Here is a 21,788-nt window from a genome sequence, read left to right on the forward strand (position 1 = left end):
CAAGAGGATAGCGCGTCGGTCCCCAATGCTCCGACGCTGGATCAGGGGGCTTTGATTGTTTGGGGAAGCCGTTTCGGCATATCGATCTCCCCCCTTGTGGGGGAGATGCCCGGCAGGGCAGAGGGGGGTAACCCTCGGATTCAACCGCCTAAACCTCATGGCTATGCCCCGTCCTCAGCCCCTCGCGGACGCGGTGGGCGATTTCCAGGAACTCGGGGGTGTCGCGGATGTCGAGCGGGCGTTCGGCCGGGAGCGTCGAGTCGATCACGTCGGTGACGCGGCCCGGGCGCGGCGACATCACCACGATCTTGGTGGAGAGATAGACCGCCTCGGGGATGGAGTGCGTGACGAAGCAGATCGTCTTGTTGGTGCGGGCCCAGAGTTTCAGCAGCTCTTCGTTCAGATGGTCGCGGACGATCTCGTCCAATGCGCCGAAAGGCTCGTCCATCAGCAGCAGGTCGGCATCGAAGGCGAGTGCGCGGGCGATCGACGCGCGCTGCTGCATGCCGCCGGAAAGCTGCCAGGGGAATTTCTTCTCGAAACCGGAGAGCCCGACGAGATCGAGCGCTTCGGCGATCCGCCTCGTCCGATCGGCGCCTCGATAACCCATGATCTCCAGGGGCAGGGCAATGTTGTTTTCGATGGTGCGCCAGGGATAAAGCGCCGGCGCCTGGAAGACATAGCCATAGGCGCGGGCCTTGCGGGCCTGTTCCGGCGTCATGCCATTGATCGAGATTTCGCCCGACGTGCTCTTTTCGAGATCGGCGATGACACGCAGGAAAGTGGTCTTGCCGCAGCCGGACGGACCGATGAAAGAAACGAAATCGCCCTTGCGCACATCGAGATTGACATCGCTCAGCGCCCGCACCGGGCCGTCATTCGCCTGGTAGGTGAGACAGAGATCCTTGGCGGATACGACGGAGGGTGCTTGCATCAATGCGACCGATCTTGTTTTCGCCGCCGGGAGGCGGTTTGCATGTTACCATCGCCGCAGGCTTGGCCGGCGGCATATTTCATGGAGGAAGAAAATGGACGCGACATCAAAACCCACCTGCCACATCGTTCGCCCCAACCATGCCTATGACGGCAAGCAGGGGCTCAGCTATTTCCAAGGGATAGCGGCTGAGACGGTCGGCGCCAAGGGCATCTGCATGCACCTTCTGACGATCCCGCCGGGCGTGCGCGCCAAGGCGCACCTGCACGAAGCGCACGAGACGGCGATCTACATGCTCTCCGGCGAGGCCCATACCTGGTATGGCGACCGGCTGGAGCATCACGTCGTCGTTCATGCCGGCGAGCTCTTCTATATCCCGGCCGGCGTGCCGCATATGCCGGCAAACCTCAGCAGCACGCCCTGCACGGCGGTCATCGCCCGCACCGACCCGAACGAGCAGGAAAGCGTCGTGCTTCTGCCGGAACTGGACGCGCTGGTGCCGGCGTGAGGTCATCCGCATGGAGGCGTCATTCCCCGGTTGATGGCCGTATCGCAAGGCGCCATGTCACACGCCCGTTGCCGGGATGCCGCTGCGCTCCACCTTGCGCGGAGAGGTGATCTCCTTCCAGGTGGAGAGCGCCTTGCTGACGGCGGTTACCGGCTCGCGCCGGACGAATTCGCCGTGGCCTTCTTGGGTCTTGATGATGCTTTCCTCGATCGCGACGACGCCGCGTGTCAGCGTGTAGCGCGGCAGGCCGGTCACTTCCTTACCTTCGAAGACATTGTAATCGATCGCCGACTGCTGGCTCTTCGACGAGATGGTCTTGGAGCGCTTCGGATCCCAAACGACGATATCGGCATCGGCGCCGACGAGGATCGCGCCCTTCTTCGGATAGATGTTGAGGATCTTGGCGATGTTGGTCGAGGTGACGGCGACGAATTCGTTCATCGTCAGCCGGCCGGTGTTGACGCCGTGCGTCCAGAGCATCGGCATGCGGTCTTCGAGGCCGCCGGTGCCGTTCGGGATCTTGGTGAAGTCGCCGACGCCAAAACGTTTCTGCGCCGTGGTGAAGGCGCAATGGTCGGTGGCGACCACCTGCAGCGAGCCGGAGGCAAGCCCGGCCCAGAGGCTGTCCTGGTGCTGCTTGCTGCGGAAGGGCGGTGACATCACCCGGCGGGCGGCGTGATCCCAGTCGGGATTGGAATATTCGCTCTCGTCGAGCGTCAGGTGCTGGATCAGCGGTTCGCCATAAACACGCATGCCCTTGGCGCGGGCGCGGCGGATCGCCTCATGCGCCTGCTCGCAGGAGGTATGGACGATATAAACAGGGCAGCCGGCCATATCGGCGATCATGATGGCGCGGTTGGTGGCCTCGCCCTCGACTTCAGCCGGGCGGGAATAGGCATGCGCCTCGGGACCGTTATTGCCTTCGGCGAGCAGCTTTGCCGACATCGAGGCGACGACATCGCCGTTTTCGGCATGCACCAGCGGCAGGGCGCCGAGTTCGGCGCAGCGCTGGAACGAGGCGAACATCTCGTCATCATCAACCATCAACGCGCCCTTATAGGCCATGAAATGCTTGAAGGTGTTGATGCCCTTGTCGCGGACGATGGTCTCCATCTCCTTGAAGACCTGCTCGCTCCACCAGGTGACCGCCATGTGGAAGGAATAGTCGCAATTGGCCCGCGTCGATTTGTTGTCCCACATGGTCAGCGCTTCCAGCAGCGACTGGCCGGGGGCGGGAAGGGCGAAATCGACGACCATCGTCGTGCCGCCGGAAAGCGCCGCGCGTGTGCCGCTCTCGAAATCGTCGGAGGAATAGGTGCCCATGAAGGGCATTTCGAGATGGGTGTGCGGGTCGATGCCGCCCGGCATGACGTAACAGCCGGTCGCATCCAGCGTTTCGTCGCCGGAGAGGTTCAGGCCGATCTCGACGATCCTGCCGCCATCGATCTTGACGTCAGCCTTGTAGGTGAGGTCGGCCGTGACGATGGTGCCGTTCTTGATGACTGTGGTCATGGCTGCTGTTCCTTCTCCCTGCGGTCCGTTGCTGTTACTGCTCAACTGCCATCGTGGGCGTACCACCACGCAGGAGCGCTGCACCCTTGGCGATGAGGCTGTAGACGGCTTCCTCACTCAGCTCATCGGGCGTGTCATGCTCTTCCTCATAATACCAGTCAGGCCGTTCGACGACATCAGTGCCGCCGACGGATAAGGACCAATAACCATCGCTTTCGCGAAAATAGAAATCCTTGCCATCGATCAGCCCGGTCGACTGTACGGGTTGGCTTCCCTTAGGGCGTTCGATCAGTATGCCGGGCATGGAAGGGCCGAGTTCGACCCGAACGATAACAACAGCTTCGGGCTTCCCAACGATATAGTAGGATTGATGGCGCGAGGTGTCGTCACCAGAAATGGCCAGCTGAACACTCGAAGGTTCATAGCGCCAAAAGCTCGATATTTGCGAAAGCTTGATGCGCTCGCCCGCGGTGTTAATGCCAATGTAGAAGACTCGCACGGCAGGAACGCCGCCCCACGGCCCTTCGTTCACCGGCGTCAAATTGGCATTGGCCCACGCAAGGTCGTCGGCAGTTCGCTGACTAGAAAAGTTAAGGGCATCAGCGTAGTCGAGATAGGCCATCGGCAAGTCGGACGCCATCACGCCACAATCCCCGCCGTCTCCACGACCGCATGAAACAGCACATCGGCGCCCGCCGTCGCCCATTCCTTGGAAATCTCTTCCGCTTCGTTGTGCGAGAGCCCGCCGACGCAGGGGCACATGACCATCGTGGCAGGGGCGACCTTGGCGGCCCAGCAGGCGTCGTGGCCGGCGCCGGAGATGAGGTTCATGTGGCTGTAGCCGAGCCGTTCGGCGGCGGAGCGGACTGCGGTGACGAGCTTTTCGTCGAAGGTGACGGGGGCGAAATGGCCGATCGCTTCAATGGAGCAGCCGACGCCGAGCGCATCGCAGATCTTCGGGGCTTCAGCCTCGATCTTTGCCCGCATGCGGTCGAGCTTGGCCTTGTCGGGCGAGCGGATGTCGACGGTGAAGACGACCTTGCCCGGCAGGACGTTGCGGGAGTTCGGCGAGAAGAAGACCTGGCCGACGCCGCCGACGGCGCCCGGCTGCTCGCCCATCGCGACAGCTTGGACCATTTCCATGATGCGCGACATGGCAAGCCCGGCATTGATGCGCATGTTCATCGGCGTCGAGCCGGTATGGGCTTCCTTGCCGGTCAGCGTGAATTCCAGCCACCACAGGCCCTGACAGTGGGTGACGACGCCGATCTGCTTGTTTTCGGCTTCGAGGATCGGGCCCTGTTCGATGTGATATTCGAAATAGGCGTGCATCTTGCGGGCGCCGACCTCTTCGTCGCCGACCCAGCCGATGCGCTTCAGCTCGTCGCCGAAGAGATTGCCCTCGGGGTCGCGGCGATTATAGGCGAAATCCAGGCTGTGCACGCCGGCGAAGACGCCTGAGGCTAGCATGGCAGGGGCAAAACGCGCGCCTTCCTCATTGGTCCAATTGGTGACGACGATGGGATGCTTGGTCTTGATGCCGAGGTCGTTCATGGTGCGCACGACTTCGAGGGCTGAGAGTACGCCCAGCACGCCGTCATATTTGCCGCCGGTCGGCTGGGTGTCGAGATGCGAGCCGACATAGACGGGCAGGGCATCGGGATCGGTGCCGGGCCGCGTGGCAAACATCGTGCCCATCTGGTCGACGCCCATGGTAAGGCCCGCTTCGTCGCACCATTTTTGGAAAAGGCTGCGTCCCTCGGCATCCGAATCCGTCAGCGTCTGGCGGTTGTTGCCGCCGGCAACGCCGGGGCCGATCTTCGCCATGTCCATGAGACTGTCCCAGAGACGGTCGCCATTGACGCGCATGTTCTCGCCTGGTGCTGCCACCATTTTTTAAGCCCTCACCTGTTTGCGGCAGTCATGCAAGGGGCATGCCTGCCTGTTCCCGTGGTCTATTCCAGCGCCTCTTATTGGTTTTGTCGAGCGCCGGAAAATCGCCAGTTGCCTTTGTTTTTCATCTGGCGGATATTTGACCGATTGGTAAACATTACAACTTCCACCGCCGGGCTCAAGACGAAAATCACGAAAATTGCCGATAAAAATGCGGGCAGTTGCTCAAGAAAACGGCAGGGTCGCCCTCAGCCGAAACCTGAGCGAAGAAGTTGAATTTCAAGGGGAAACAATAGCCGATGGCTATTCCGAGAGCAGCGAAGACCTTGAGGCGGACGCGGATCCAGGAGGAGAAGGAAGAGCAGATTCTGGAGGCGGCGCTCGACGTGTTCTCGGCACGCGGTTTTCGCGGCTCGACCATCGACCAGATCGCCGAAGTGGCCGGCATGTCGAAACCCAACCTGCTCTATTATTTCCGCACCAAGGAGGCCATGCACCGGGCACTGATCGACCGGGTGCTCTATACCTGGCTGGAGCCGCTGCGCGCCTTCGACGCCGAGGGCAATCCGGAGGAGGAAATCCGCAGCTATATCAGGCGCAAGCTGGAAATGGCGCGTGATTTTCCGCGCGAAAGCCGGCTTTTCGCCAATGAGGTGCTGCAGGGCGCGCCGCATATCGAGGACGAGCTGAAGGGGCCGCTGAAGCAACTGGTCGACGAGAAGGCCGAAGTCATCCGCGCCTGGGCGAAATCGGGCAAGATCGCCGAATGCGATCCCTACCACCTGATCTTCTCCATCTGGTCGACGACGCAGCATTACGCCGATTTCGACGTCCAGGTGCGCGCGGTGCTGGGTCAGGAGCATGCCGGCGACGGGAGTTTCGAGGATGCGGCGCGGTTCCTGGAGCAGCTCTTCATCGGCGGGCTGCGGCCGGATACTCCGGCGACCTGACCGTCTATTCTCTCCTGGGAAGCTGCACCCGGGCGAGGAGATCGGTGATGCCTTCGGTCGTATAGGGCTTCTGCAACACGGGCGCACCGGAGTGGCTGTTTGCCTGGGCGATGCCTTCGCCGTAGCCGGTGGCAAAAACGAAGGGCACGCCTGCGGCCGCCAATCGGTCGGCAATCCCGAAACTCGTTTCGTCTCCGAGATTGACGTCGAGAAGCGCGAAATCGAAGGACTGGCCGTCGAGGATTTCCATCGCCTCGGCGACACTCGGCGCCGTCGTCACCTCCGCGCCGAGGCGGCGCAGGATGTCCTCTCCGTCCATGGCGATGATCAGGTTGTTTTCGACCAGCAGGATCTTCAGGCCCGCGAGTTGCTCCTGATTGGCGGGAGCGGATTTGTGCTCCGCAACGCCGGCAGGAGCCGCTTGCGGCAACACACTTGGGTCGACGGCGTCCACATAGCGGGCGGGAATGACGAAGTCCGCCTCCAGCCCCTGTTTGACATAGCGGATTTCGGCCTTGCCGCCGAGGTCGTAAGGAATGGAGCGCCGGATGATTGTCGAGCCGAAACCGTGGCGCTTCGGCTCGGCCACCGGCGGGCCATCCTTTTCACGCCAGCCGATGCGCAGATTGCCTTCATCGTCACGATTCCAGCCGAGTTCGACGGTGCCGCTGCCGGCGACGGAGAGGCTGCCGTATTTGGCGCTGTTGGTCATCAGCTCATGGAAAACCAGCGCGGCGGTGGAAAATGCCTGGGGATCCAGCAGAACGTCTTCGCCGTTCATCCGGAAGCGTTGCGCGGTTTTGCCGAGATAGGCCGCGGTTTCGGCCGATAGCAGTTGTCGCAGCGAGGCGGGCGCCCAGTGATCCCGGGTGATCTGGTCATGGGCGCGGGCGAGCGACTGAATGCGGCCCTCGAGCTGGCGGATATAATCACCGAGGCTGACCGACGTCGTCTGCGACTGCCGGATGATGCCGGTGATCAGGCTCAATATGTTGCGGACGCGGTGGTTGAGTTCGGCGATCAGCAGCTCCTGCCGCTCGTTCGCCATCTGGCGCGCCATGCTGGCCTCGTCAGTCAGGCGCAACACCACCTCGATCAGAGTCACGCGGATCGTTTCGGCGACTCGGCGCTCGGCCTCGGTAAAGGGGAGGGAGCGGCCGCGCACCAATTCGGACCAGGCTTCGAAGCTCTTGCGCGGCGTCAGCCGCGGGCCGTTGGGGCCGTATTCCACCGGCTTATGGGGATCGCCGCCCCAGCGGACGGTGCGCACCAATTCCTGACGGAACAGCACGACGTAATCGCGCGGCGAACGCGAAATCGGTATGGCAAGCATGCCCGCCACCGCATCGTCAATCTCAAGATCCGGATAGGTCTCCGCGAGCCTGTCTACCGCATAGATGCGCCCGCCGGCATTGCGGTTGAGATGACGCACGAGTGCGGAAAAACCTCTCTCGTCCGGCCCGATGCCGGCCAGCGCCATCCGGCCGTTGATCCAGACGCCGATTCCGTCGGCGGGCACGGCATCGGCGAGCGCCTCGATCAGCCAGGCGGGGTCGTCGAGCAGGCTGGCATTATCCGCCACCGACGTGAGAAGCCGGTCGGCGATGCGGCGTGCCTTGGTCTCGTAGTCGAGCGCCAGCCGCCGCTCGCGGCTTTCAAGCCGCGACGCGAACATCTGGCCGAAGAGTTCGGCGGTGGAGCGGCTCTGTGCCGAGGGCAGATGCGGGCCGTAGTGATGGCAGGCGAAGAGGCCCCAGAGCTTGCCGTCGACGACGATCGATATGGAGAGCGAAGCGCCGACCCCCATATTTTTTAGATATTCGATGTGGATGGGCGAGACCGAGCGCAGCACCGACATGGAGAGATCGAGCGGCTGGCCGTATTCGTCGACTTGCGGAAGAACCGGCACCGGCACCGCATCGACATCGGCGATGATGCGAAACAGGTTGCGCAGATAAAGCGCGCGCGCCTGGACCGGGATGTCGGAGGCCGGATAGTGCAGCCCGAGGAACGAGCCGATGCCGCTGCGGGCGGCTTCCGCCACCACCTCGCCGGAGCCGCCTTCGTCGAAACGATAGACCATGACCCGGTCGAATCCGGTCAGAGCGCGTGCCTGCCTTGCGCCCTCGCGGAAGAATGCCTCCAGCGTCTCCGCCTGGTCGAGGCGGGACATCATGCTGCGCATGGAAAGCGAGGGGGCGTTGCGCCGGTCTTCCTGGCAGCGTTCGCCTTCGAGGATGACCTGATTTTCGTTGATGTGCACGGCAAGGTCGAAGCGGGACTGATCAGCCGTCAGGGTGATGTCGAAAATGCGTTCGACGACATCGGGACCGCGCAGCGTGGTCAGCTTGTTGCGGATCGTATGAAGCGCCTCCGGCGTGATCAGCGTCGAAATCGGGCGGCCGAGCGCATCGGCCTGCGGTATTCCGAGAAAATCGGCAAGATTTGCGGAAGCCCGCGTCACCATCCAGTCGAGCGAGATCGCCAACAGGAAACCGAAGGGCTGGATGGCGCCGAGCTGATGGATCGGTTCGCGGTCGCAATTGGTGAGATCGACAGGTTCGCGCGCGCGGTTCATGGGACGGCTTCCAGTTCGCGCTGCCCGGCCTTGAGGAAAAGATCAAAGAGCGCGCGGGCTGCCGAAACGGCGGTGGCGGGATCGGCGACATCGCTCGCGTCGAGACGATCCATGAAGACCTTGATGGCGCCCTTGGGGCCCTGCGGCGTGAGATAGGCGCTGGGCAGAGGATCGGGCACGGATTTGGCGAGCAGCGCGCCGCCTAGTTTAGAGCCTTCCAGGACGTAGAGGGCGCCCCACAGAGCCGCTTCGCCATGCAGAACAGGTGAGGGAAGTCGTTCGGGCAGCCGGTCGCCGAGTTCGCCGATATCGGCAGAGAGCAGCTGTGCCCGCCTTCGTTCCGGCCAGTCGGGCAGCAGGCGGATGACGCCGGCTTCCTCGAGCGCATCTTCGGCGGCCGGTATGATGCGGGCATGCGCGCGCAGGAATGTCCTGTACTGCTCTTTGCTGGAGAGGTCGAAAGTGCCGAAGAGCTTGTCGACTTCGGCGTGGCAATCTGCTGTTTGTGCGCGAAGCACGCTGCGAAGTGACATGCGGACCGTGTTCTGAGCGATATGGCACGGGGTGCCGTTTATTCGGATGGCAGATTAGCGATATATTGCAGCCCCTCAGTATTTCCAGAGAAACCCATAGAAAAACATGAGCTTCCCCACTTTCGCGAATCCGCCGCCTGGTCTATGCCGGTTTAACCGGCGGCACTTACGGCGCGAGCGCGCCGTTCAGCCTGCAGGCGCTCGATCATCTCTATCGCGGCCCGTTCGGTAACTTCGTCATCGAGTTTCGAATCAAGCGCTCCCCTCCGCATCATGGAGGGGAGCGTGTGGCTATTCGGCGGCGACGGCCTCGCTTTCGAAGGCGAAGCCTTCGTCGGCCCAGCCGGTCATGCCGCCGATCATCAGCTTGGCCTGGAGGCCGAGCTTGGCAAGGCGAAAAGCGGCCTTGTCGGCGCCGTTGCAATGAGGGCCGGCGCAATAGACGACGAACAGCCTATCCCTTGGCCATTCCGACATGCGATGCGCGGTCATCTTGCCGTGCGGCAGGTTGATCGCGCCCGGCAGATGGGATTGCGCAAACAGCGCCGGCGAGCGCACATCGAGAAGAACGAAATCGATTTTGCCGGAGGCGAAGGCGGCGCGGACATCCGAGCAATCGGTTTCGAAAGCGAGCTTGGCGGCATAATGGGCGGCGGCGAGATCGGGTGCGGCGGCGGGCATTTCGGAGACGGGGCTTGGCATGGAGTCTTTTCCTTCGGTGTTGGAATTGCCGTCTGGTATCGCCGATGGTAGGTCTTTGCGAAATTGGCCATCATGACTGACAGCGTAAAGATCATGCCAAATACATCGCCGCCGCAGACGAAAGGGCCGCTGGTCGCAGTGCTCGCCTATGATGGGCTCTGCACCTTCGAATTCGGCATTGCCTATGAGGTCTTCGGTCTGCCGCGTCCGGAGATGGGCGAAGGCTGGTATCGCTTCTCCGTCTGCGGCATCGAGCCGGGTCCGCTTCGCGCCGCCGGCGGATTGACCGTCGCGGTCGACAAGGGGCTGGAGGTGCTTAACGAGGCGGACCTGATCGTCGCGCCCGGCTGGCGGTCGATCGATGCGCCGGTGCCGGAGCCGCTCGCCGCCGCACTCAGGGCGGCGCATCAGCGCGGCGCGCGCATCATGTCGCTCTGCTCCGGCGTTGCGGTTCTCGCCGGCTCCGGGCTCCTCGCCAACCGCCGGGCGACGACGCATTGGCGCTATGTCGCCTCGATCGCTGCGCGTTACCCCGATATCACGCTCGATGCCGACGTCCTCTACATCGACGAGGGCAGCCTACTGACGGCGGCCGGCAGTGCCGCGGGCATCGATCTCTGCCTGCATGTCGTGCGCGGCGATTTCGGCTCGGAGGCCGTCAACAGCGTCGCCCGCCGCCTCGTCGTGCCGCCGCACCGCGAAGGCGGGCAGGCGCAGTTCATCAGCGCACCGGTGCCGGAGGAGCGCGAGGGCATCCGCCTCGGCCCGCTGATCGAATGGATGCGCGAGAGCCTCGCCGAGGAGCAGCCGATCAGCCTGCTTGCCAAGAGAGCGGGCATGAGCATGCGCACCTTCCAGCGCCGCTTCGAATCGACGACGGGCCTCAGCGTCGGCGAATGGCTGCTGAAGGAGAGGCTGCGCCATGCGCGCGATCTTCTCGAACGAGAGCTTGCCGTATCGCTCGACGACATCGCACTATCAAGCGGCTTCGGCACGCTGGCAACGATGCGGCACCATTTCCGCCGGCGGCTCGGAACGAGCCCGCGCGCCTACAGGAAATCATTCGGCGGGTAGAGGGCCTTCCTCGGTATCTTCAGTCCCGATCCCTCCCGCTTGATGCCGTCGTATCGGCCTGCTGCGCTTTGCCACCAATTCCTTTGACGCCCTGTGGACCCGGCCAAACTCCAAGGAACCTGATCCCTCCGGAACAGTTAGTGTTTTTCAACGGGGACTGGCAGGAGAGCGTCGCGGTGCCGAGCCGGAGCAGCAGCTGGTATGAAGAGGCTGTGATCTACAGCATCGATGTCGAGAAATTCGCCGATGGCAATGGTGACGGCATCGGTGACTTCATCGGTCTGGCGGAAAGGCTGACATATCTTTCCGAGCTCGGGATCACCTGCATCTGGCTCCTGCCGTTTTATGGCAGTCCCGATCGCGACAACGGCTATGACGTCAGCGATTTTTATTCGATCAACCCAAAGGTCGGGACGCTCGACGACTTCCTGGCATTCCTGCACAGCGCCGGCGAGCACGGCATCCGGGTGATCATCGATCTCGTCGTCAACCACACCTCCGATCAGCATCCGTGGTTCCAGGCCGCCAGGCGGGACGATCAGACGCGCTACCGCGATTACTACGTCTGGAGCGCCGATCCTCCGCCTGTCGCTTCGGGGGCCAAATCCATCTTTCCGGGCGAAGTGAATAGTCTCTGGACCTATGACGAGGTGGCGAGAGCCTATTATTTCCATCATTTCTACGATTTTCAGCCTGAACTCAATGCTGCGAACCCCGAGGTGCGCGAGGAGATTTTGCGCATCGTCGATTACTGGATCGCTTTCGGCGTCAGCGGGTTCAGGCTCGACGCCGCCCCGCTGATCATTGCCGACAAAGGGCTGGAACATGCCAATCCCCGCGATCCCCATGGCATATTGCGGCAGATCGGCGGCTACCTGCAAAGCCGGCGGCCGGGCGGTGTGCTGCTCGGGGAAGTCAATCTTGCGCCTGAGGCTTCCGACGCCTTTTTCGGAGAGGGAGATCAGCTCCAGCTTCTGCTGAACTTCATGCTTGCCTGCTATCTCTTCGCAGGTTTCGCCCGAGAAGACGCGGCCTCTATCAATCAGGGGCTGAGCCTGCTTCCGGAGCCGCCGCCGGGCTGCGGCTGGGTCAATTTCCTGCGCAATCTCGACGAACTCGATTTTTCCCGGGTGCCCGCGGATTTGAAGAAGGACGTCTTTGAGGTCTTCGCGCCGAAGGAAGAGATGCAGGTTTTCAACCGCGGCATCCGTCGCCGCGTCGCGCCGATGCTGCAAGGCGACCAGCGGCGCATCGAACTCGCCTTCAGCATCATCTTTTCCCTGAGCGGGCCGCCCCTCATCGTTTACGGAGACGAGATAGGCATCGGCGAGGATCTTTCCCAGGCCGGACGCAACACGGTGCGGGTGCCGATGCAGTGGTCGGCGGAGAAGAACGCCGGCTTCTCCGGCGCCAGCAGCGGAAAGCTGTGCCAGCCGCTCGTCGCCGACGGGCCGTTTTCCTACAAGAAGGTGAATGCCGCTGATCAGTCGAAAGATCCTCATTCCCTGCTGAACAGGATCAAGCGCTTTATTTCTCTCCGCCGGAAACAGCCGATTTTCACGAAAGGCCGGATGGTGAGGCTGAGCGCCGACGATCCAGCGGTCTTGGTCCACGGGTTCGAGGACGCCGGCGCCCTCCTGCTGCTCGTCCACAATCTTGCGGATCGGCGCATCAAGACGAAAATCAATTTTGGCGGCATGCAGCCCAGAAGCTTTCGCGATCTGATCGCCGACGTCGAATATGAAGGGCTGAGCGAACCGCGTCTTGAGCTCGAACCTTATGCCTACCGCTGGTTTATTTCCGAGGGCAACGGATCATGACGCTGATCGGTTATCACGCTTCCCATGAACAATTTTCGCCGGCCGAGCTTCTTGGACATGCGCAGGCTGCGGAGGCTGCCGGGTTCGGGGCGGTGATGTCGTCCGACCACCTGACGCCGTGGAGCGAGAGGCAGGGGCAGTCGGGATTTGCCTGGGCCTGGCTGGGGGCGGCGCTTCAGGCGACGCGGTCCATTCCGTTCGGAATCATCAGCGTGCCGATGGGATGGCGTTATCACCCGGCGATCACGGCTCAGGCTGGAGCGACGGTCGCGCAGATGTTTCCGGGACGGCTGCCGTGGATCGCCGTCGGCACCGGGCAGGCGATGAACGAGCACGTCATCGGCGAACGCTGGCCTTCCAAGCCCGAAAGAAACGAACGGCTGCGGGCGGCGGTCGAGATCATGCGCGAGCTGTGGGCAGGCAAGCTTGTCAGCCGGACGGAGCCGATCAAAGTCGATCAGGCACGCGTTCATACGCTTCCCGGTGAGATTCCTCGGATCGTCGCCGGGGCGCTGTCGCCGAATACGGCGGAGTTCGCAGGAGGCTGGGCGGATGCGCTCATCACCATCAATCAGCCTCGGGACAAGCTCGGTGAAATCATCGATGCTTTCCGGCGCGGCGGCGGGAAGGGGAAGCCGCTCTATCTACAGACACATGTTTCCTTTGCCGGTTCCGACGAGGAGGCGAGGGCGAACGCCTTCGACCAGTGGCGCAGCAACGCAATTTCCGCTGCGATCTCGGAAACGCTGCGATTGCCGGAGGAGTTCGATGAGGCCTGCCTCAAGGTGCGGCCGGAAGATATGGACGAGCATGTGCGCATCTCGGCCGATCCGCGACGGCATGTCGAATGGCTGAAGGCCGATGCGGCAATGGGATTCGAGGAGATCTACATTCACAATGTCGGGCGCAATCAGCGCGAGTTCATCGAAGTCTTTGGGCGCGAGGTGCTGCCCTCTTTCAAGGCTGACGCGTCGGGGCCGACGTCCGTTTGAACCGGCGGACCCTAGTGCCGATTGAGGGTTCCAAGCGCCATTTGCCCCTTTCGAAGTTGCCTTCGCTGAGCAGGGTTCGCCGGCTCAGCGCAACGCCGAGGATCGAATGTCTCCGCGGCATCGCAAAACCGTTACTCCGCCGCCTGGCGGGCCATCGGGTTGTTCGGGTGCGTCGTCCAGTTGGCATAGTTCGGATCGACCACGCGGCCGGTGCGCTTGTCGAGGGTGCCGGCGGGGAGTTGCTCCATAGTGATGCAGTTCTCGACCGGGCAGACGCTGACGCAGAGATTGCAGCCGACGCATTCCTCGTCCAACACCTCGAAGTGACGCAAGCCATTGACGACGTTGGTGATCGCCTGATGCGACGTGTCCTCGCAGGCGATGTAGCAGCGGCCGCATTTGATGCAGGCATCCTGGTCGATCTTCGCCTTGGCGATGTAGTTGAGGTTCAGATACTGCCAGTCGGTGACGTTGGGCACGGCGCGACCGGTGATGTCGTCGAGGGTTTTGTGACCCTTTTCATCCATCCAGTCGCTGAGGCCGGTGATCATCTCCTGCACGATCTTGAAGCCGTAGGTCATGGCGGCGGTGCAGACCTGGACGTTGCCGGCGCCGAGAACGAGGAATTCAGCCGCGTCCCGCCAGGTGGTGATGCCGCCGATGCCCGAGATCGGCAGGCCGTAGGTCTCCGGATCGCGGGCGATCTCGGCCACCATGTTGAGGGCGATCGGCTTGACCGCCGGGCCGCAATAACCGCCATGGCTGCCCTTGCCGCCGACCGTCGGGTTGGGGGCGAAATTGTCGAGATCGACGGAGACGATCGAATTGATCGTGTTGATCAGCGAGACGGCATCGGTGCCGCCGGCCTTGGCGGCGCGGGCAGGGCGGCGGATATCGGTGATATTGGGCGTGAGCTTGGTGATGACGGGCATGCGGGTATACTGCTTGCACCAGCGCACGACCATTTCGATATATTCCGGCACCTGGCCGACGGCCGAGCCCATGCCGCGCTCCGACATACCATGCGGACAGCCGAAATTGAGCTCGATGCCATCGGCGCCGGTCTCTTCGACGAGCGGCAGGATCGACTTCCAGGCCTGCTCCTCGCAGGGCACCATGATCGAGGCGATCAGCGCCCGGTCCGGCCAGTTCATCTTCACCTGCTTCATCTCGCGCAGGTTGGTGTAGAGGTCGCGGTCGGTGATGAGCTCGATATTGTTCAGGCCAAGCAGGCGGCGGTCCGCACCCCAGATAGCGCCGTAGCGCGGGCCGTTGACGTTGACGACGGGCGGGCCTTCCTCGCCGAGCGTCTTCCAGACCACGCCGCCCCAGCCGGCCCTGAAGGCGCGCTCGACATTGTAAGCCTTGTCGGTCGGCGGCGCGGAGGCCAGCCAGAACGGGTTCGGGGATTTGATGCCGACGAAATTATTGCGGAGATCAGCCATTGTTCTCTCTCCCCTCAAGCAACCGCGACAGCCGGAGCGGCTGCTGCGGAAAGGGTACGATGGATGGATTCGGCCGCGTCGCGGCCATGGGCAACGGCGGAAACCGTGAGATCCTCGCCGCCGAAGACGCAGTCGCCGCCGGCCCAGGTGCCGTCGAGCGAGGTGCGGCCTTCGACATCGACCGCGATCCGGCCGGATTCCATACGCAGGGAGCCAAGCCCTGAAGCTTCAAAGGTCTGGCCGATCGCCTTGAAGATCTGGTCGGCAGCGATCACGCCGGTTTCGCCGGTGCCGACGAGGCGGCCGTCCAGGATTTTGGTATATTCCACTTCGATGGCGGCGACCTTGCCGTCCTGCGACAGGATCGACTTCGGCGCCAGCCAGTGACGGATGATGACACCCTTGGAGCTTGCCAGATCCTGTTCGTATTCCGAGGCGTTCATGTGTTCCTTGCCGCGGCGGTAACAGATCGTCACCTCCTCGGCGCCGAGCAGCTTTGCCTGGACGGCGGCGTCGACCGCTGTCATGCCGCCGCCAAGGACGACGACGCGGCGGCCGATGGCGATGTCGCTCTTGTTTTCAGCCTGGCGAAGTGCGGCGATGAAATCGACGGCATCGTCGACGCCGGCAAGATTTTCGCCCTCGATGCGCAGCGCGTTGACGCCGGCAAGGCCGATGCCGAGGAAGACGGCGTCATATTGCGCCTGCAGATCGGCAAGCGAAAAGTCGCGGCCGAGAAGGGCGCCGTGGTGCACATCGATGCCGCCGATCGACATGATGTAATCGACTTCCTGCTGGGCGAAGTCGTCGACCGTCTTATAGGTGGCGATGCCGTATTCGTTGAGGCCGCCGGATTTTTCCCTGGCGTCGTAAATCGTGACGGAATGGCCTTTCACCGCCAGCCGATGGGCTGCGGCAAGGCCAGCCGGGCCGGCGCCGACGACGGCGATCCTCTTTCCCGTGGCCTCGGCCCTTACATAGAACTGCTTGCCGGCTTGCATGGCGGCATCGGTCGCGTAACGCTGCAGGCGGCCGATCTCGACAGGCCGCTCTTCGGCCGTGTTGCGCACACAGGCCTGTTCGCAGAGCTCTTCGGTGGGACAGACGCGGGCGCACATGCCGCCGAGAATGTTCTGATCGAAGATCGTCTTTGCCGAACCGAGCGGATTGCCGGTCGAAATCTGGCGAATGAAGAGCGGGATGTCGATCGAGGTGGGACAGGCCGTCATGCACGGCGCGTCATAGCAGAAATAACAGCGATCGGCGGCGACCAGCGCCTCATGATTGTCGAGGCGCGGATGCAGATCGGAAAAATTAGCCTCATACTCGGCGGGCGTAAGCCGGCCGGCATGAATCCCAGTTTCCAGTCGTTCCATTGAAGTTCCCTCATTATTGGTAAACGGCCTGTGAGGGAAAGCGTAACTCAGGTTTAAAAATTTATCAAACGGTAAAATTTTGAAGATTCGCCATTGATTTCAATCTGGCAAGTCTTTGTTTTTAAAGGTGGAATTTGCATTCTCCGAATCCGAGATTCACCCGGGAACGCGGGAAGGGCTGAGCCCCAGAAAAAAGATTCAAAAAAAGTCGATTTTTTTCGAATGCCCGGGAACCAATCCTGAGCTTCCTCGTTATTGCGATATCCGGATGGTGATCGCATCGACCCAACATGCGCGCCCCCAACCCACTATCCGGACGTACTCACGGTCCCCTCCCGGTGAGTGAAGACAGCCGGTGCGCCGCCCTCGCACCGGCTGTTTTTCCGTTCCCGGCCTTCTGTTTGGGCTTCACACCCGCTTGAGGATTTCGAATTCGGTTTCGGGAATGGTCAGGCGATATTCGATGCGGCCTGGCACGAGGTTCAGCTCCGCCTTGCCGTTCACCGAGGAAGGGACGACGCGTTCCAGCACGGTGCGGCCGAAGCTGTTGTCGCTGAATTCATGAACTTCCAGCTGATCCTGCAGCACCTCAGCCCAGGCGATCTCAATCGCCCTTCTTTCGCCGATCATCGCTTCGCGGCAGTTGAGTGTGATGGAGGCGGCGCCGCCCGATATGGCGCCATAGGAAGCGGAATTGACGATCAGTTCATGGAGAGCAAGGCCGAGATGCACGGCGGCATTCGGCGTCAGATGGGCGTTGATGCCGTAGATCGGCATGGAACCGGCCGTTTCCGGCCAATAGGGAGCGAACTGCTTTTCGGCGAGTTCGAAAAGGAAAGCGCCGCGCCAGCTCGAATCGGTGATTAGATCCTGCGAGTTGGAAAGCGACTGCAGCCGTCCGCGGAATTTGCCGAGGAAGCTGTCGAGGGAGAGTGTGTTGCGCGCCGTCTGCGTGGCAATGCCCTGAATGATGGCGAGAAGGTTCTTCGAGCGGTGCGAGAGTTCGCGCAACAGCGATTTCAGCACTTTTTCGCGATGCCGGCTTTCGGTGACTTCGGCCATGACAGACAGAAGCCCATAGGTGCCGCGTTCGCCGGTGCGCTGGATCTTCAGCTCATAGGTGCGCATTTCGCCGTCGACGTCGATCTCGACCTCGGCATTGTTGGGAATGCCGGTTTCCAGCACCTTATGTTTCAGCGCCGTCAGATATTGCCCATGGGCATCGCCGAAAAGCGCGGCGTCGCTGCCGCCGGGCGCAAAGAGCGCGGCGAAATACGGCGGCAGATTTTCGGCGTAGAAGATCGAAAGCCGGGCGTCCTGGCAGAGGACGGAAATCCCGGCGCTGCCGAGCGCGCGTTCCATCATTGCGGCCTTGCCTTCGAATGCGAGAGGCATGCCGGACAACGGTTCAGTCGTATTCACTCGGCCGCCTTTCCTTGTGACATCTCGAACGCCGCTAGAGAGAGCGCACTTCCAGAAATCGCCTGCCAACTCTAGAACAAAGCGCTGCAAAAACCGTTAAAGCCGCCGGGGCGTCCCGGCAGCACCGGAACGCTTGCTTTGACGATTTGGTTCCGAGGGCCGGAAAATTGCGCCTCAGGCGGCTACTCTGGTCGATTCATTGAAGAAAAGAGCCTGACTGATCAGGGCTTTGACCATGTCGGGATTGAAGGGCTTGGTGACGAGGAAAGTCGGTTCCGGGCGCTCGCCGGTCAGCAGCCTTTCCGGGAAAGCGGTGATGAAAATGACCGGCACGCTCGCCGTCTTGAGGATGTCGTTGACCGCGTCGATACCAGAACTGCCGTCGGCAAGCTGGATGTCGGCCAGCACCATGCTCGGCTTCGTCTTGTTGTAGAGCGCCACGGCCTCGGCATGGGTGCGGGCAATGCCGGTGACGCGGTGACCAAGGCTTTCGACCATCTGCTCGATATCCATGGCGATCAACGGTTCGTCTTCGATGATCATGATATCGGTTGCAACCTGGCGTGAAATTTCCTGCGAGGCCTTGTCGAGCAGACGCATGACGTCCTGTTCGTCGAGCTCCAGGATTTCCGCGATTTCGGCGACGCGGAAATTCTCCACGGCGGCGAGCAGGAAGGCCTGGCGGGCGCCCGCCGAAACCTTGGAAAGATTGAGCGTGGCACGCTGCTCCCAGGCGTAGGGAGAGGTCGGCTCTGGAATCTGGATCGCGGTGGAACCAAACAGTTGAGTAAACAGTTTGTAGAGTGCAACCCGGTCATTCGCCGTATCCGGGAAAATCGAAAGATCGGCGATAATGGCTTCAAGAACGGCGGCGACATAAGCGTCGCCCGATGTCTGAGTGCCGGTAAGGGCGCGGGAATAGCGACGCAGATAAGGAAGGTGCGGCGCAATTCGAGTAGAAAGTGTCATAAAGGGCTCCCGTATGCAGGCCGGTCTTGGCTTCAATGAGCGGTTAACGCCGCCTTGATAAAAAAGTTCCGGAACGGCAGGAACTTTTTTTGTCGCGCCGCATTATCCAAGCCGACATGAAAGGGCGTAACATTTTGACCCACGCAGCAGCAGATGCCCGCGACATTGATAGTAGAACACTCAATATCGACGGCATTGGCGGCTGCTGAAATCATGGTTATTCCACACTGCGCCCCTGGAACAGATAACGGCGAGAAGACGAGTTGATGACTACACGCAATAAAGAAGCAGCGGAGCAGCGGAAGCTCGAGCTGCGGGCAAGCGACATCCTGGACCCGAACAATCAGATCGGCGTCAAGCTGCGGTCTCTCTATGCTGCCGCGCAGGATGAGGCGATTCCAGATCGTTTTCTCGACCTTCTCGAAAAGCTCGACCATGCCGAAATGATGGCTTCTGCCAAGATGGCCGAATAGGATCGCCCGCATGGAAGACAAAGTGCAACCCAGCTTTAAGCGGGAATTGCTGGCGGCCCTCCCTAGCCTTCGCGCATTTGCAATCTCCCTTATCGGCCGGCATGACCGGGCCGACGATCTCGTTCAAGACACCATCATGAAGGCCTGGGCCAAGCAGGACCATTTCGAGATGGGCACCAATATGAAGGCCTGGCTCTTCACGATCCTGCGCAACGAGCTTTACAGCCAGATGCGCAAGAGCGGCCGCGAGGTGCAGGACAGCGACGGGCTGTTCACGGAATCGATGGCGATGCACCCCTCGCAATATGGCGCGCTCGACCTGCAGGATTTCAAGAAGGCGCTCGACCAGTTGCCGCCCGACCAGCGTGAAGCGATCATCCTCGTCGGCGCCTCGGGCTTCTCCTACGAAGAGGCAGCCGAAATCTGCGGCTGCGCCGTCGGCACCATCAAGAGCCGCGTGAACCGCGCGCGACAGCGCCTGCAGGAACTGCTGCAGATTTCAGGCGAGGCCGATTTCGGCCCCGACGCGACATCTGCGCCGCTGACGTCGAAGGCATTTGCGTTTTGATGACGGGTTAGGGGAGCCGGCCGCCTGTTGCGGCGCCGGCTTTTTGTATCGTATTAAGGGGTGTCGCTACCTCTCCCCGCCCTCATTCCTGTGCTTGTCACAGGAATCCAGTGCGCCCAAGTCGTTGGGCGCGAAAGACTCTTTCCGTTTAAGATGGTAGTTCACTCACGGCGCGGACGCGCCGTGGCTGGATTCCTGTGACAGGCACAGGAATGAAGGTGGGTGGGGTCGGCGTCCCACCCTAATCTTCGCCGGTACGGAGGGCATAACCCACGTCTCCTCATTCTCTGTGGCAGGCGAGCAGAAGATCGACCGCCCTTCAATCCTCCCGCTTCGACCCCACCAAATTGGCCGCGACGATAGCCGCCAGCACCCCCGCCGTCAGCAGCGGCTGGGCGCGGACGAGGCCGAGGCCTACCGTTGCCATGGATTCCAGCGCGGCGCGGCGGTCGCGGGCGCGGCGGGCGTCGCGGGCGTTCATGACCGACATCACCACCAGCAGGATGATGGCGAGCAGCAGCGCGCAGGCGGCAAGGAAGAGGGCGGCGCCGACCGGGCCGTAAATGCCGGCGAGCCAGATGGCGCCGGCGGTGACCGCCAGCGCGTAGGCGGTGAGGAGGAAGAGCACGGCAAGCGCGATGAAGATACCGGTGCGCTTCGTGCGGGCGATGGTCCGGCGCAAGCTTGAGCCCGTCAGCAGGCTGAGGATCGAAAAGAGCATCGCGCTTCCTCAGCGGCGGGCGAGGAAGGCGATGGCGAGGCCGATGGCGGCTGCGGCGCCGATCGTGGCGAGCGGATGCTTGCGCACGGTCTCGCGCATCTCGGTCGCGCTGCGCTCATAGCCGTGCTGCAATTCGCGCAGCAGGTCCTCGCTGCGGCTCAGCAGCTCGTCATAGCCGGCGCTCGCCTGGCTGCGGATCTTGTCGCCCTGGTGGCGCGATCCCTTGCCGACGAGGCGCGTCAGTTCGGCGAGTTCGTCGCGCAGGGCTTCGATCTGCTCTTCGATGCCGGATTCGATATTGTGGAGGGTGCCGTTGCGGCGGCTGCGGCCGGAGTGGAAAATGGAATAGGTCATGGCTGTCTCCATTGGCTGGGGCGCGCGCAAGCCCGCCTGTTCTGCACCGGGGGGTCACGACCGTTCGTTGCATGCATGAGACCGCCCGGCATTGACCCAAATCATTGGCGACAACGTGTTGAGCTATGAAAAAGTTCCGCCGGACAAGCCGTTAGGAGCGGGAAACAGCGCTGTGAGCGAGCACGAAGGGCGTGCCGTCGGCCGGCACCTGGTTGATCCGGAGCGGGCAGCCGAAGACGGAGAGCATGGTTTTGTCGTTCAGCACCTCGCGGCCGCTGCCGGCGGCGGCGAGCCGGCCGGATTTCATCAGCACGATGCGGTCGGCAAAAAGCGCGGTCAGGTTGAGGTCGTGCATGACGGCGATGACGCCGCCGCCGCGTTCGCAGAAATTGCGGGCGAGCGTCATGATGGTCAGCTGGTGGCTGATGTCGAGGCTCGAGACCGGCTCGTCGAGCAGTAGCCAGCAGGGTTTGCCGTCGACGACGGGCTCGGAGATCTGGCAGAGCACGCGGGCAAGCTGCACGCGCTGCTGCTCGCCGCCTGACAGTTCCTGGTAGAAGCGGCCTTCGAAGCCGGTCAGATCGACGGAGGCCAGTGCCGCCGCCGCGGTCTGATCGGCTCTGTCGGGATTGAGGTTCAGGCCCGAGGTCAGGCCCATGCGGACAATCTCGCGCACGGTGAAGGGAAAGGAGATGGTGCTGGCCTGCGGCAGCACGCCGCGGATAGCGGCAAGCTGCCAGGGCTTCAGCCCCTTCACCTCGTGGCCGTCGATGCGCACCGAGCCGTCATAGCCGAGTTCGCCCGAGATCGCCTTCATCGTCGTCGTCTTGCCGGAGCCGTTCGGCCCGGCGATCGCCGTCAGCTCGCCGGCCTTTGCGGTGAAGGCGACGTCGCTGATGATAGCCTTGCCGGAAAGGCGCACGGAGAGGCCGGACACTTCGATCATCTGCACGTCACTCACAAG

Annotated in this window: 22 protein-coding genes; 7 read left to right on the forward strand and 15 right to left on the reverse strand. The window is 62.2% G+C overall.

Annotation, left to right across the window (positions count from 1 at the left end):
- Positions 1–148: 148 nt before the first annotated feature.
- Positions 149–934: an ABC transporter ATP-binding protein gene (locus tag ATY76_RS00555; RefSeq protein WP_088672846.1), complete on the reverse strand. Its 786-nt coding sequence runs from the start codon at positions 932–934 to the stop codon at positions 149–151.
- A gap of 94 nt (positions 935–1,028) precedes the next feature.
- Here ATY76_RS00555 and ATY76_RS00560 point away from each other — a divergent pair, with 94 nt between their 5' ends.
- Positions 1,029–1,442 (forward strand): cupin domain-containing protein, encoded by a 414-nt coding sequence (locus ATY76_RS00560; RefSeq protein ID WP_088672847.1) that lies wholly within the window; start codon positions 1,029–1,031, stop codon positions 1,440–1,442.
- Positions 1,443–1,499: 57 nt separating this feature from the next.
- Here the strand turns inward: ATY76_RS00560 and hydA are convergent, their stop codons facing one another.
- The 3 genes from hydA to ATY76_RS00575 are packed head-to-tail and all read right to left on the reverse strand — an operon-like array spanning position 1,500 to position 4,847.
- The gene (hydA, locus tag ATY76_RS00565) at positions 1,500–2,954 is read right to left on the reverse strand and encodes a dihydropyrimidinase (RefSeq protein ID WP_088672848.1); all 1,455 of its coding nucleotides are present in this window, start codon (positions 2,952–2,954) and stop codon (positions 1,500–1,502) included.
- A 34-nt stretch (positions 2,955–2,988) separates the two neighbouring features.
- Positions 2,989–3,594: a hypothetical protein gene (locus ATY76_RS00570; protein ID WP_088672849.1), complete on the reverse strand. Its 606-nt coding sequence runs from the start codon at positions 3,592–3,594 to the stop codon at positions 2,989–2,991.
- Positions 3,594–4,847 (reverse strand): Zn-dependent hydrolase, encoded by a 1,254-nt coding sequence (locus ATY76_RS00575; RefSeq protein ID WP_088672850.1) that lies wholly within the window; start codon positions 4,845–4,847, stop codon positions 3,594–3,596. Before ATY76_RS00575 ends, ATY76_RS00570 begins: the two co-directional genes overlap by 1 nt.
- A 299-nt stretch (positions 4,848–5,146) precedes the next feature.
- Between ATY76_RS00575 and ATY76_RS00580 the strand changes: the two genes are divergently transcribed.
- On the forward strand, positions 5,147–5,797 hold the full coding sequence (locus ATY76_RS00580) for a TetR family transcriptional regulator C-terminal domain-containing protein (protein ID WP_088672851.1): 651 nt from the start codon (positions 5,147–5,149) through the stop codon (positions 5,795–5,797).
- A gap of 4 nt (positions 5,798–5,801) precedes the next feature.
- Here ATY76_RS00580 and ATY76_RS00585 read toward each other — a convergent pair whose 3' ends face one another.
- From ATY76_RS00585 to ATY76_RS00595, 3 genes are all read right to left on the reverse strand, one after another.
- Complete coding sequence (locus ATY76_RS00585; protein ID WP_088672852.1) at positions 5,802–8,375, reverse strand: HWE histidine kinase domain-containing protein; 2,574 nt, start codon at positions 8,373–8,375, stop codon at positions 5,802–5,804.
- Positions 8,372–8,908, reverse strand: a complete 537-nt coding sequence (locus ATY76_RS00590; protein WP_088672853.1) for a biliverdin-producing heme oxygenase — start codon at positions 8,906–8,908, stop codon at positions 8,372–8,374. The genes ATY76_RS00585 and ATY76_RS00590 overlap by 4 nt, the downstream gene beginning before the upstream one ends.
- A 291-nt stretch (positions 8,909–9,199) precedes the next feature.
- Positions 9,200–9,610, reverse strand: a complete 411-nt coding sequence (locus ATY76_RS00595; protein WP_088672854.1) for a rhodanese-like domain-containing protein — start codon at positions 9,608–9,610, stop codon at positions 9,200–9,202.
- Positions 9,611–9,682: 72 nt separating this feature from the next.
- Between ATY76_RS00595 and ftrA the strand changes: the two genes are divergently transcribed.
- The 3 genes from ftrA to ATY76_RS00610 all read left to right on the forward strand — a co-directional run bounded on the left by ftrA (position 9,683) and on the right by ATY76_RS00610 (position 13,496).
- Positions 9,683–10,684, forward strand: coding sequence for a transcriptional regulator FtrA (gene ftrA, locus ATY76_RS00600; RefSeq protein WP_088672855.1), 1,002 nt, complete (start codon positions 9,683–9,685; stop codon positions 10,682–10,684).
- A 140-nt stretch (positions 10,685–10,824) separates the two neighbouring features.
- Positions 10,825–12,504 carry an alpha-amylase family protein gene (locus ATY76_RS00605; protein WP_245309634.1) on the forward strand — a complete coding sequence of 560 codons (1,680 nt, stop codon included), beginning with the start codon at positions 10,825–10,827 and terminating at the stop codon, positions 12,502–12,504.
- On the forward strand, positions 12,501–13,496 hold the full coding sequence (locus tag ATY76_RS00610; protein WP_088672856.1) for a TIGR03885 family FMN-dependent LLM class oxidoreductase: 996 nt from the start codon (positions 12,501–12,503) through the stop codon (positions 13,494–13,496). The genes ATY76_RS00605 and ATY76_RS00610 overlap by 4 nt, the downstream gene beginning before the upstream one ends.
- A gap of 131 nt (positions 13,497–13,627) precedes the next feature.
- Here ATY76_RS00610 and preA read toward each other — a convergent pair whose 3' ends face one another.
- The 5 genes from preA to ATY76_RS32980 form a co-directional block, all read right to left on the reverse strand.
- Positions 13,628–14,941 (reverse strand): NAD-dependent dihydropyrimidine dehydrogenase subunit PreA, encoded by a 1,314-nt coding sequence (gene preA / locus ATY76_RS00615; RefSeq protein WP_088672857.1) that lies wholly within the window; start codon positions 14,939–14,941, stop codon positions 13,628–13,630.
- Between the two features lie 14 nt (positions 14,942–14,955).
- Positions 14,956–16,317, reverse strand: a complete 1,362-nt coding sequence (locus ATY76_RS00620) for an NAD(P)-dependent oxidoreductase (protein ID WP_088672858.1) — start codon at positions 16,315–16,317, stop codon at positions 14,956–14,958.
- Positions 16,318–16,725: 408 nt separating this feature from the next.
- A complete protein-coding gene (locus tag ATY76_RS00625) occupies positions 16,726–17,721 on the reverse strand; it encodes an HWE histidine kinase domain-containing protein (RefSeq protein ID WP_190233594.1) in 996 nt (331 codons plus the stop codon).
- A 192-nt stretch (positions 17,722–17,913) separates the two neighbouring features.
- Complete coding sequence (locus tag ATY76_RS00630; protein WP_088672859.1) at positions 17,914–18,708, reverse strand: response regulator; 795 nt, start codon at positions 18,706–18,708, stop codon at positions 17,914–17,916.
- Between the two features lie 32 nt (positions 18,709–18,740).
- The gene (locus ATY76_RS32980) at positions 18,741–18,923 is read right to left on the reverse strand and encodes a hypothetical protein (protein WP_141103917.1); all 183 of its coding nucleotides are present in this window, start codon (positions 18,921–18,923) and stop codon (positions 18,741–18,743) included.
- A 51-nt stretch (positions 18,924–18,974) separates the two neighbouring features.
- On the opposite strand from ATY76_RS32980, the gene ATY76_RS00635 reads away from it, so the two are divergent.
- Together ATY76_RS00635 and ATY76_RS00640 are read left to right on the forward strand one after the other, a co-directional pair.
- Positions 18,975–19,181, forward strand: a complete 207-nt coding sequence (locus ATY76_RS00635) for a NepR family anti-sigma factor (protein WP_088672860.1) — start codon at positions 18,975–18,977, stop codon at positions 19,179–19,181.
- Between the two features lie 10 nt (positions 19,182–19,191).
- On the forward strand, positions 19,192–19,749 hold the full coding sequence (locus tag ATY76_RS00640; protein ID WP_004677121.1) for an RNA polymerase sigma factor: 558 nt from the start codon (positions 19,192–19,194) through the stop codon (positions 19,747–19,749).
- 319 nt (positions 19,750–20,068) lie between these two features.
- Here the strand turns inward: ATY76_RS00640 and ATY76_RS00645 are convergent, their stop codons facing one another.
- The 3 genes from ATY76_RS00645 to ATY76_RS00655 all read right to left on the reverse strand — a co-directional run bounded on the left by ATY76_RS00645 (position 20,069) and on the right by ATY76_RS00655 (position 21,770).
- Positions 20,069–20,470: a hypothetical protein gene (locus ATY76_RS00645; protein ID WP_088672861.1), complete on the reverse strand. Its 402-nt coding sequence runs from the start codon at positions 20,468–20,470 to the stop codon at positions 20,069–20,071.
- A 9-nt stretch (positions 20,471–20,479) separates the two neighbouring features.
- Positions 20,480–20,824 (reverse strand): DUF883 family protein, encoded by a 345-nt coding sequence (locus ATY76_RS00650; protein WP_088672862.1) that lies wholly within the window; start codon positions 20,822–20,824, stop codon positions 20,480–20,482.
- A gap of 151 nt (positions 20,825–20,975) precedes the next feature.
- Positions 20,976–21,770 (reverse strand): heme ABC transporter ATP-binding protein, encoded by a 795-nt coding sequence (locus tag ATY76_RS00655; protein WP_088672863.1) that lies wholly within the window; start codon positions 21,768–21,770, stop codon positions 20,976–20,978.
- Positions 21,771–21,788: the final 18 nt, after the last annotated feature.

It is taken from the genome of Rhizobium sp. R339 (assembly GCF_002211395.1).
Taxonomy (GTDB): domain Bacteria; phylum Pseudomonadota; class Alphaproteobacteria; order Rhizobiales; family Rhizobiaceae; genus Rhizobium.

What these genes read in the sequence shown, in the direction of transcription:
- preA (WP_088672857.1), bottom strand. Translation starts at nt 14,941, where the DNA reads ATGGCTGATCTCCGCAATAATTTCGTCGGCATCAAATCCCCGAACCCG.
- ATY76_RS00585 (WP_088672852.1), bottom strand. Translation starts at nt 8,375, where the DNA reads ATGAACCGCGCGCGCGAACCTGTCGATCTCACCAATTGCGACCGCGAA.
- ATY76_RS00655 (WP_088672863.1), bottom strand. Translation starts at nt 21,770, where the DNA reads ATGATCGAAGTGTCCGGCCTCTCCGTGCGCCTTTCCGGCAAGGCTATC.
- ATY76_RS00560 (WP_088672847.1), top strand. Translation starts at nt 1,029, where the DNA reads ATGGACGCGACATCAAAACCCACCTGCCACATCGTTCGCCCCAACCAT.
- ATY76_RS00630 (WP_088672859.1), bottom strand. Translation starts at nt 18,708, where the DNA reads ATGACACTTTCTACTCGAATTGCGCCGCACCTTCCTTATCTGCGTCGC.
- ATY76_RS00590 (WP_088672853.1), bottom strand. Translation starts at nt 8,908, where the DNA reads ATGTCACTTCGCAGCGTGCTTCGCGCACAAACAGCAGATTGCCACGCC.
- ATY76_RS00650 (WP_088672862.1), bottom strand. Translation starts at nt 20,824, where the DNA reads ATGACCTATTCCATTTTCCACTCCGGCCGCAGCCGCCGCAACGGCACC.
- ATY76_RS00635 (WP_088672860.1), top strand. Translation starts at nt 18,975, where the DNA reads ATGACTACACGCAATAAAGAAGCAGCGGAGCAGCGGAAGCTCGAGCTG.
- ATY76_RS00640 (WP_004677121.1), top strand. Translation starts at nt 19,192, where the DNA reads ATGGAAGACAAAGTGCAACCCAGCTTTAAGCGGGAATTGCTGGCGGCC.
- ATY76_RS00570 (WP_088672849.1), bottom strand. Translation starts at nt 3,594, where the DNA reads ATGGCGTCCGACTTGCCGATGGCCTATCTCGACTACGCTGATGCCCTT.
- ATY76_RS00610 (WP_088672856.1), top strand. Translation starts at nt 12,501, where the DNA reads ATGACGCTGATCGGTTATCACGCTTCCCATGAACAATTTTCGCCGGCC.
- ATY76_RS00620 (WP_088672858.1), bottom strand. Translation starts at nt 16,317, where the DNA reads ATGGAACGACTGGAAACTGGGATTCATGCCGGCCGGCTTACGCCCGCC.
- ATY76_RS00575 (WP_088672850.1), bottom strand. Translation starts at nt 4,847, where the DNA reads ATGGTGGCAGCACCAGGCGAGAACATGCGCGTCAATGGCGACCGTCTC.
- ATY76_RS32980 (WP_141103917.1), bottom strand. Translation starts at nt 18,923, where the DNA reads ATGATTTCAGCAGCCGCCAATGCCGTCGATATTGAGTGTTCTACTATC.
- ftrA (WP_088672855.1), top strand. Translation starts at nt 9,683, where the DNA reads ATGACTGACAGCGTAAAGATCATGCCAAATACATCGCCGCCGCAGACG.
- ATY76_RS00645 (WP_088672861.1), bottom strand. Translation starts at nt 20,470, where the DNA reads ATGCTCTTTTCGATCCTCAGCCTGCTGACGGGCTCAAGCTTGCGCCGG.
- ATY76_RS00595 (WP_088672854.1), bottom strand. Translation starts at nt 9,610, where the DNA reads ATGCCAAGCCCCGTCTCCGAAATGCCCGCCGCCGCACCCGATCTCGCC.
- ATY76_RS00555 (WP_088672846.1), bottom strand. Translation starts at nt 934, where the DNA reads ATGCAAGCACCCTCCGTCGTATCCGCCAAGGATCTCTGTCTCACCTAC.
- ATY76_RS00580 (WP_088672851.1), top strand. Translation starts at nt 5,147, where the DNA reads ATGGCTATTCCGAGAGCAGCGAAGACCTTGAGGCGGACGCGGATCCAG.
- hydA (WP_088672848.1), bottom strand. Translation starts at nt 2,954, where the DNA reads ATGACCACAGTCATCAAGAACGGCACCATCGTCACGGCCGACCTCACC.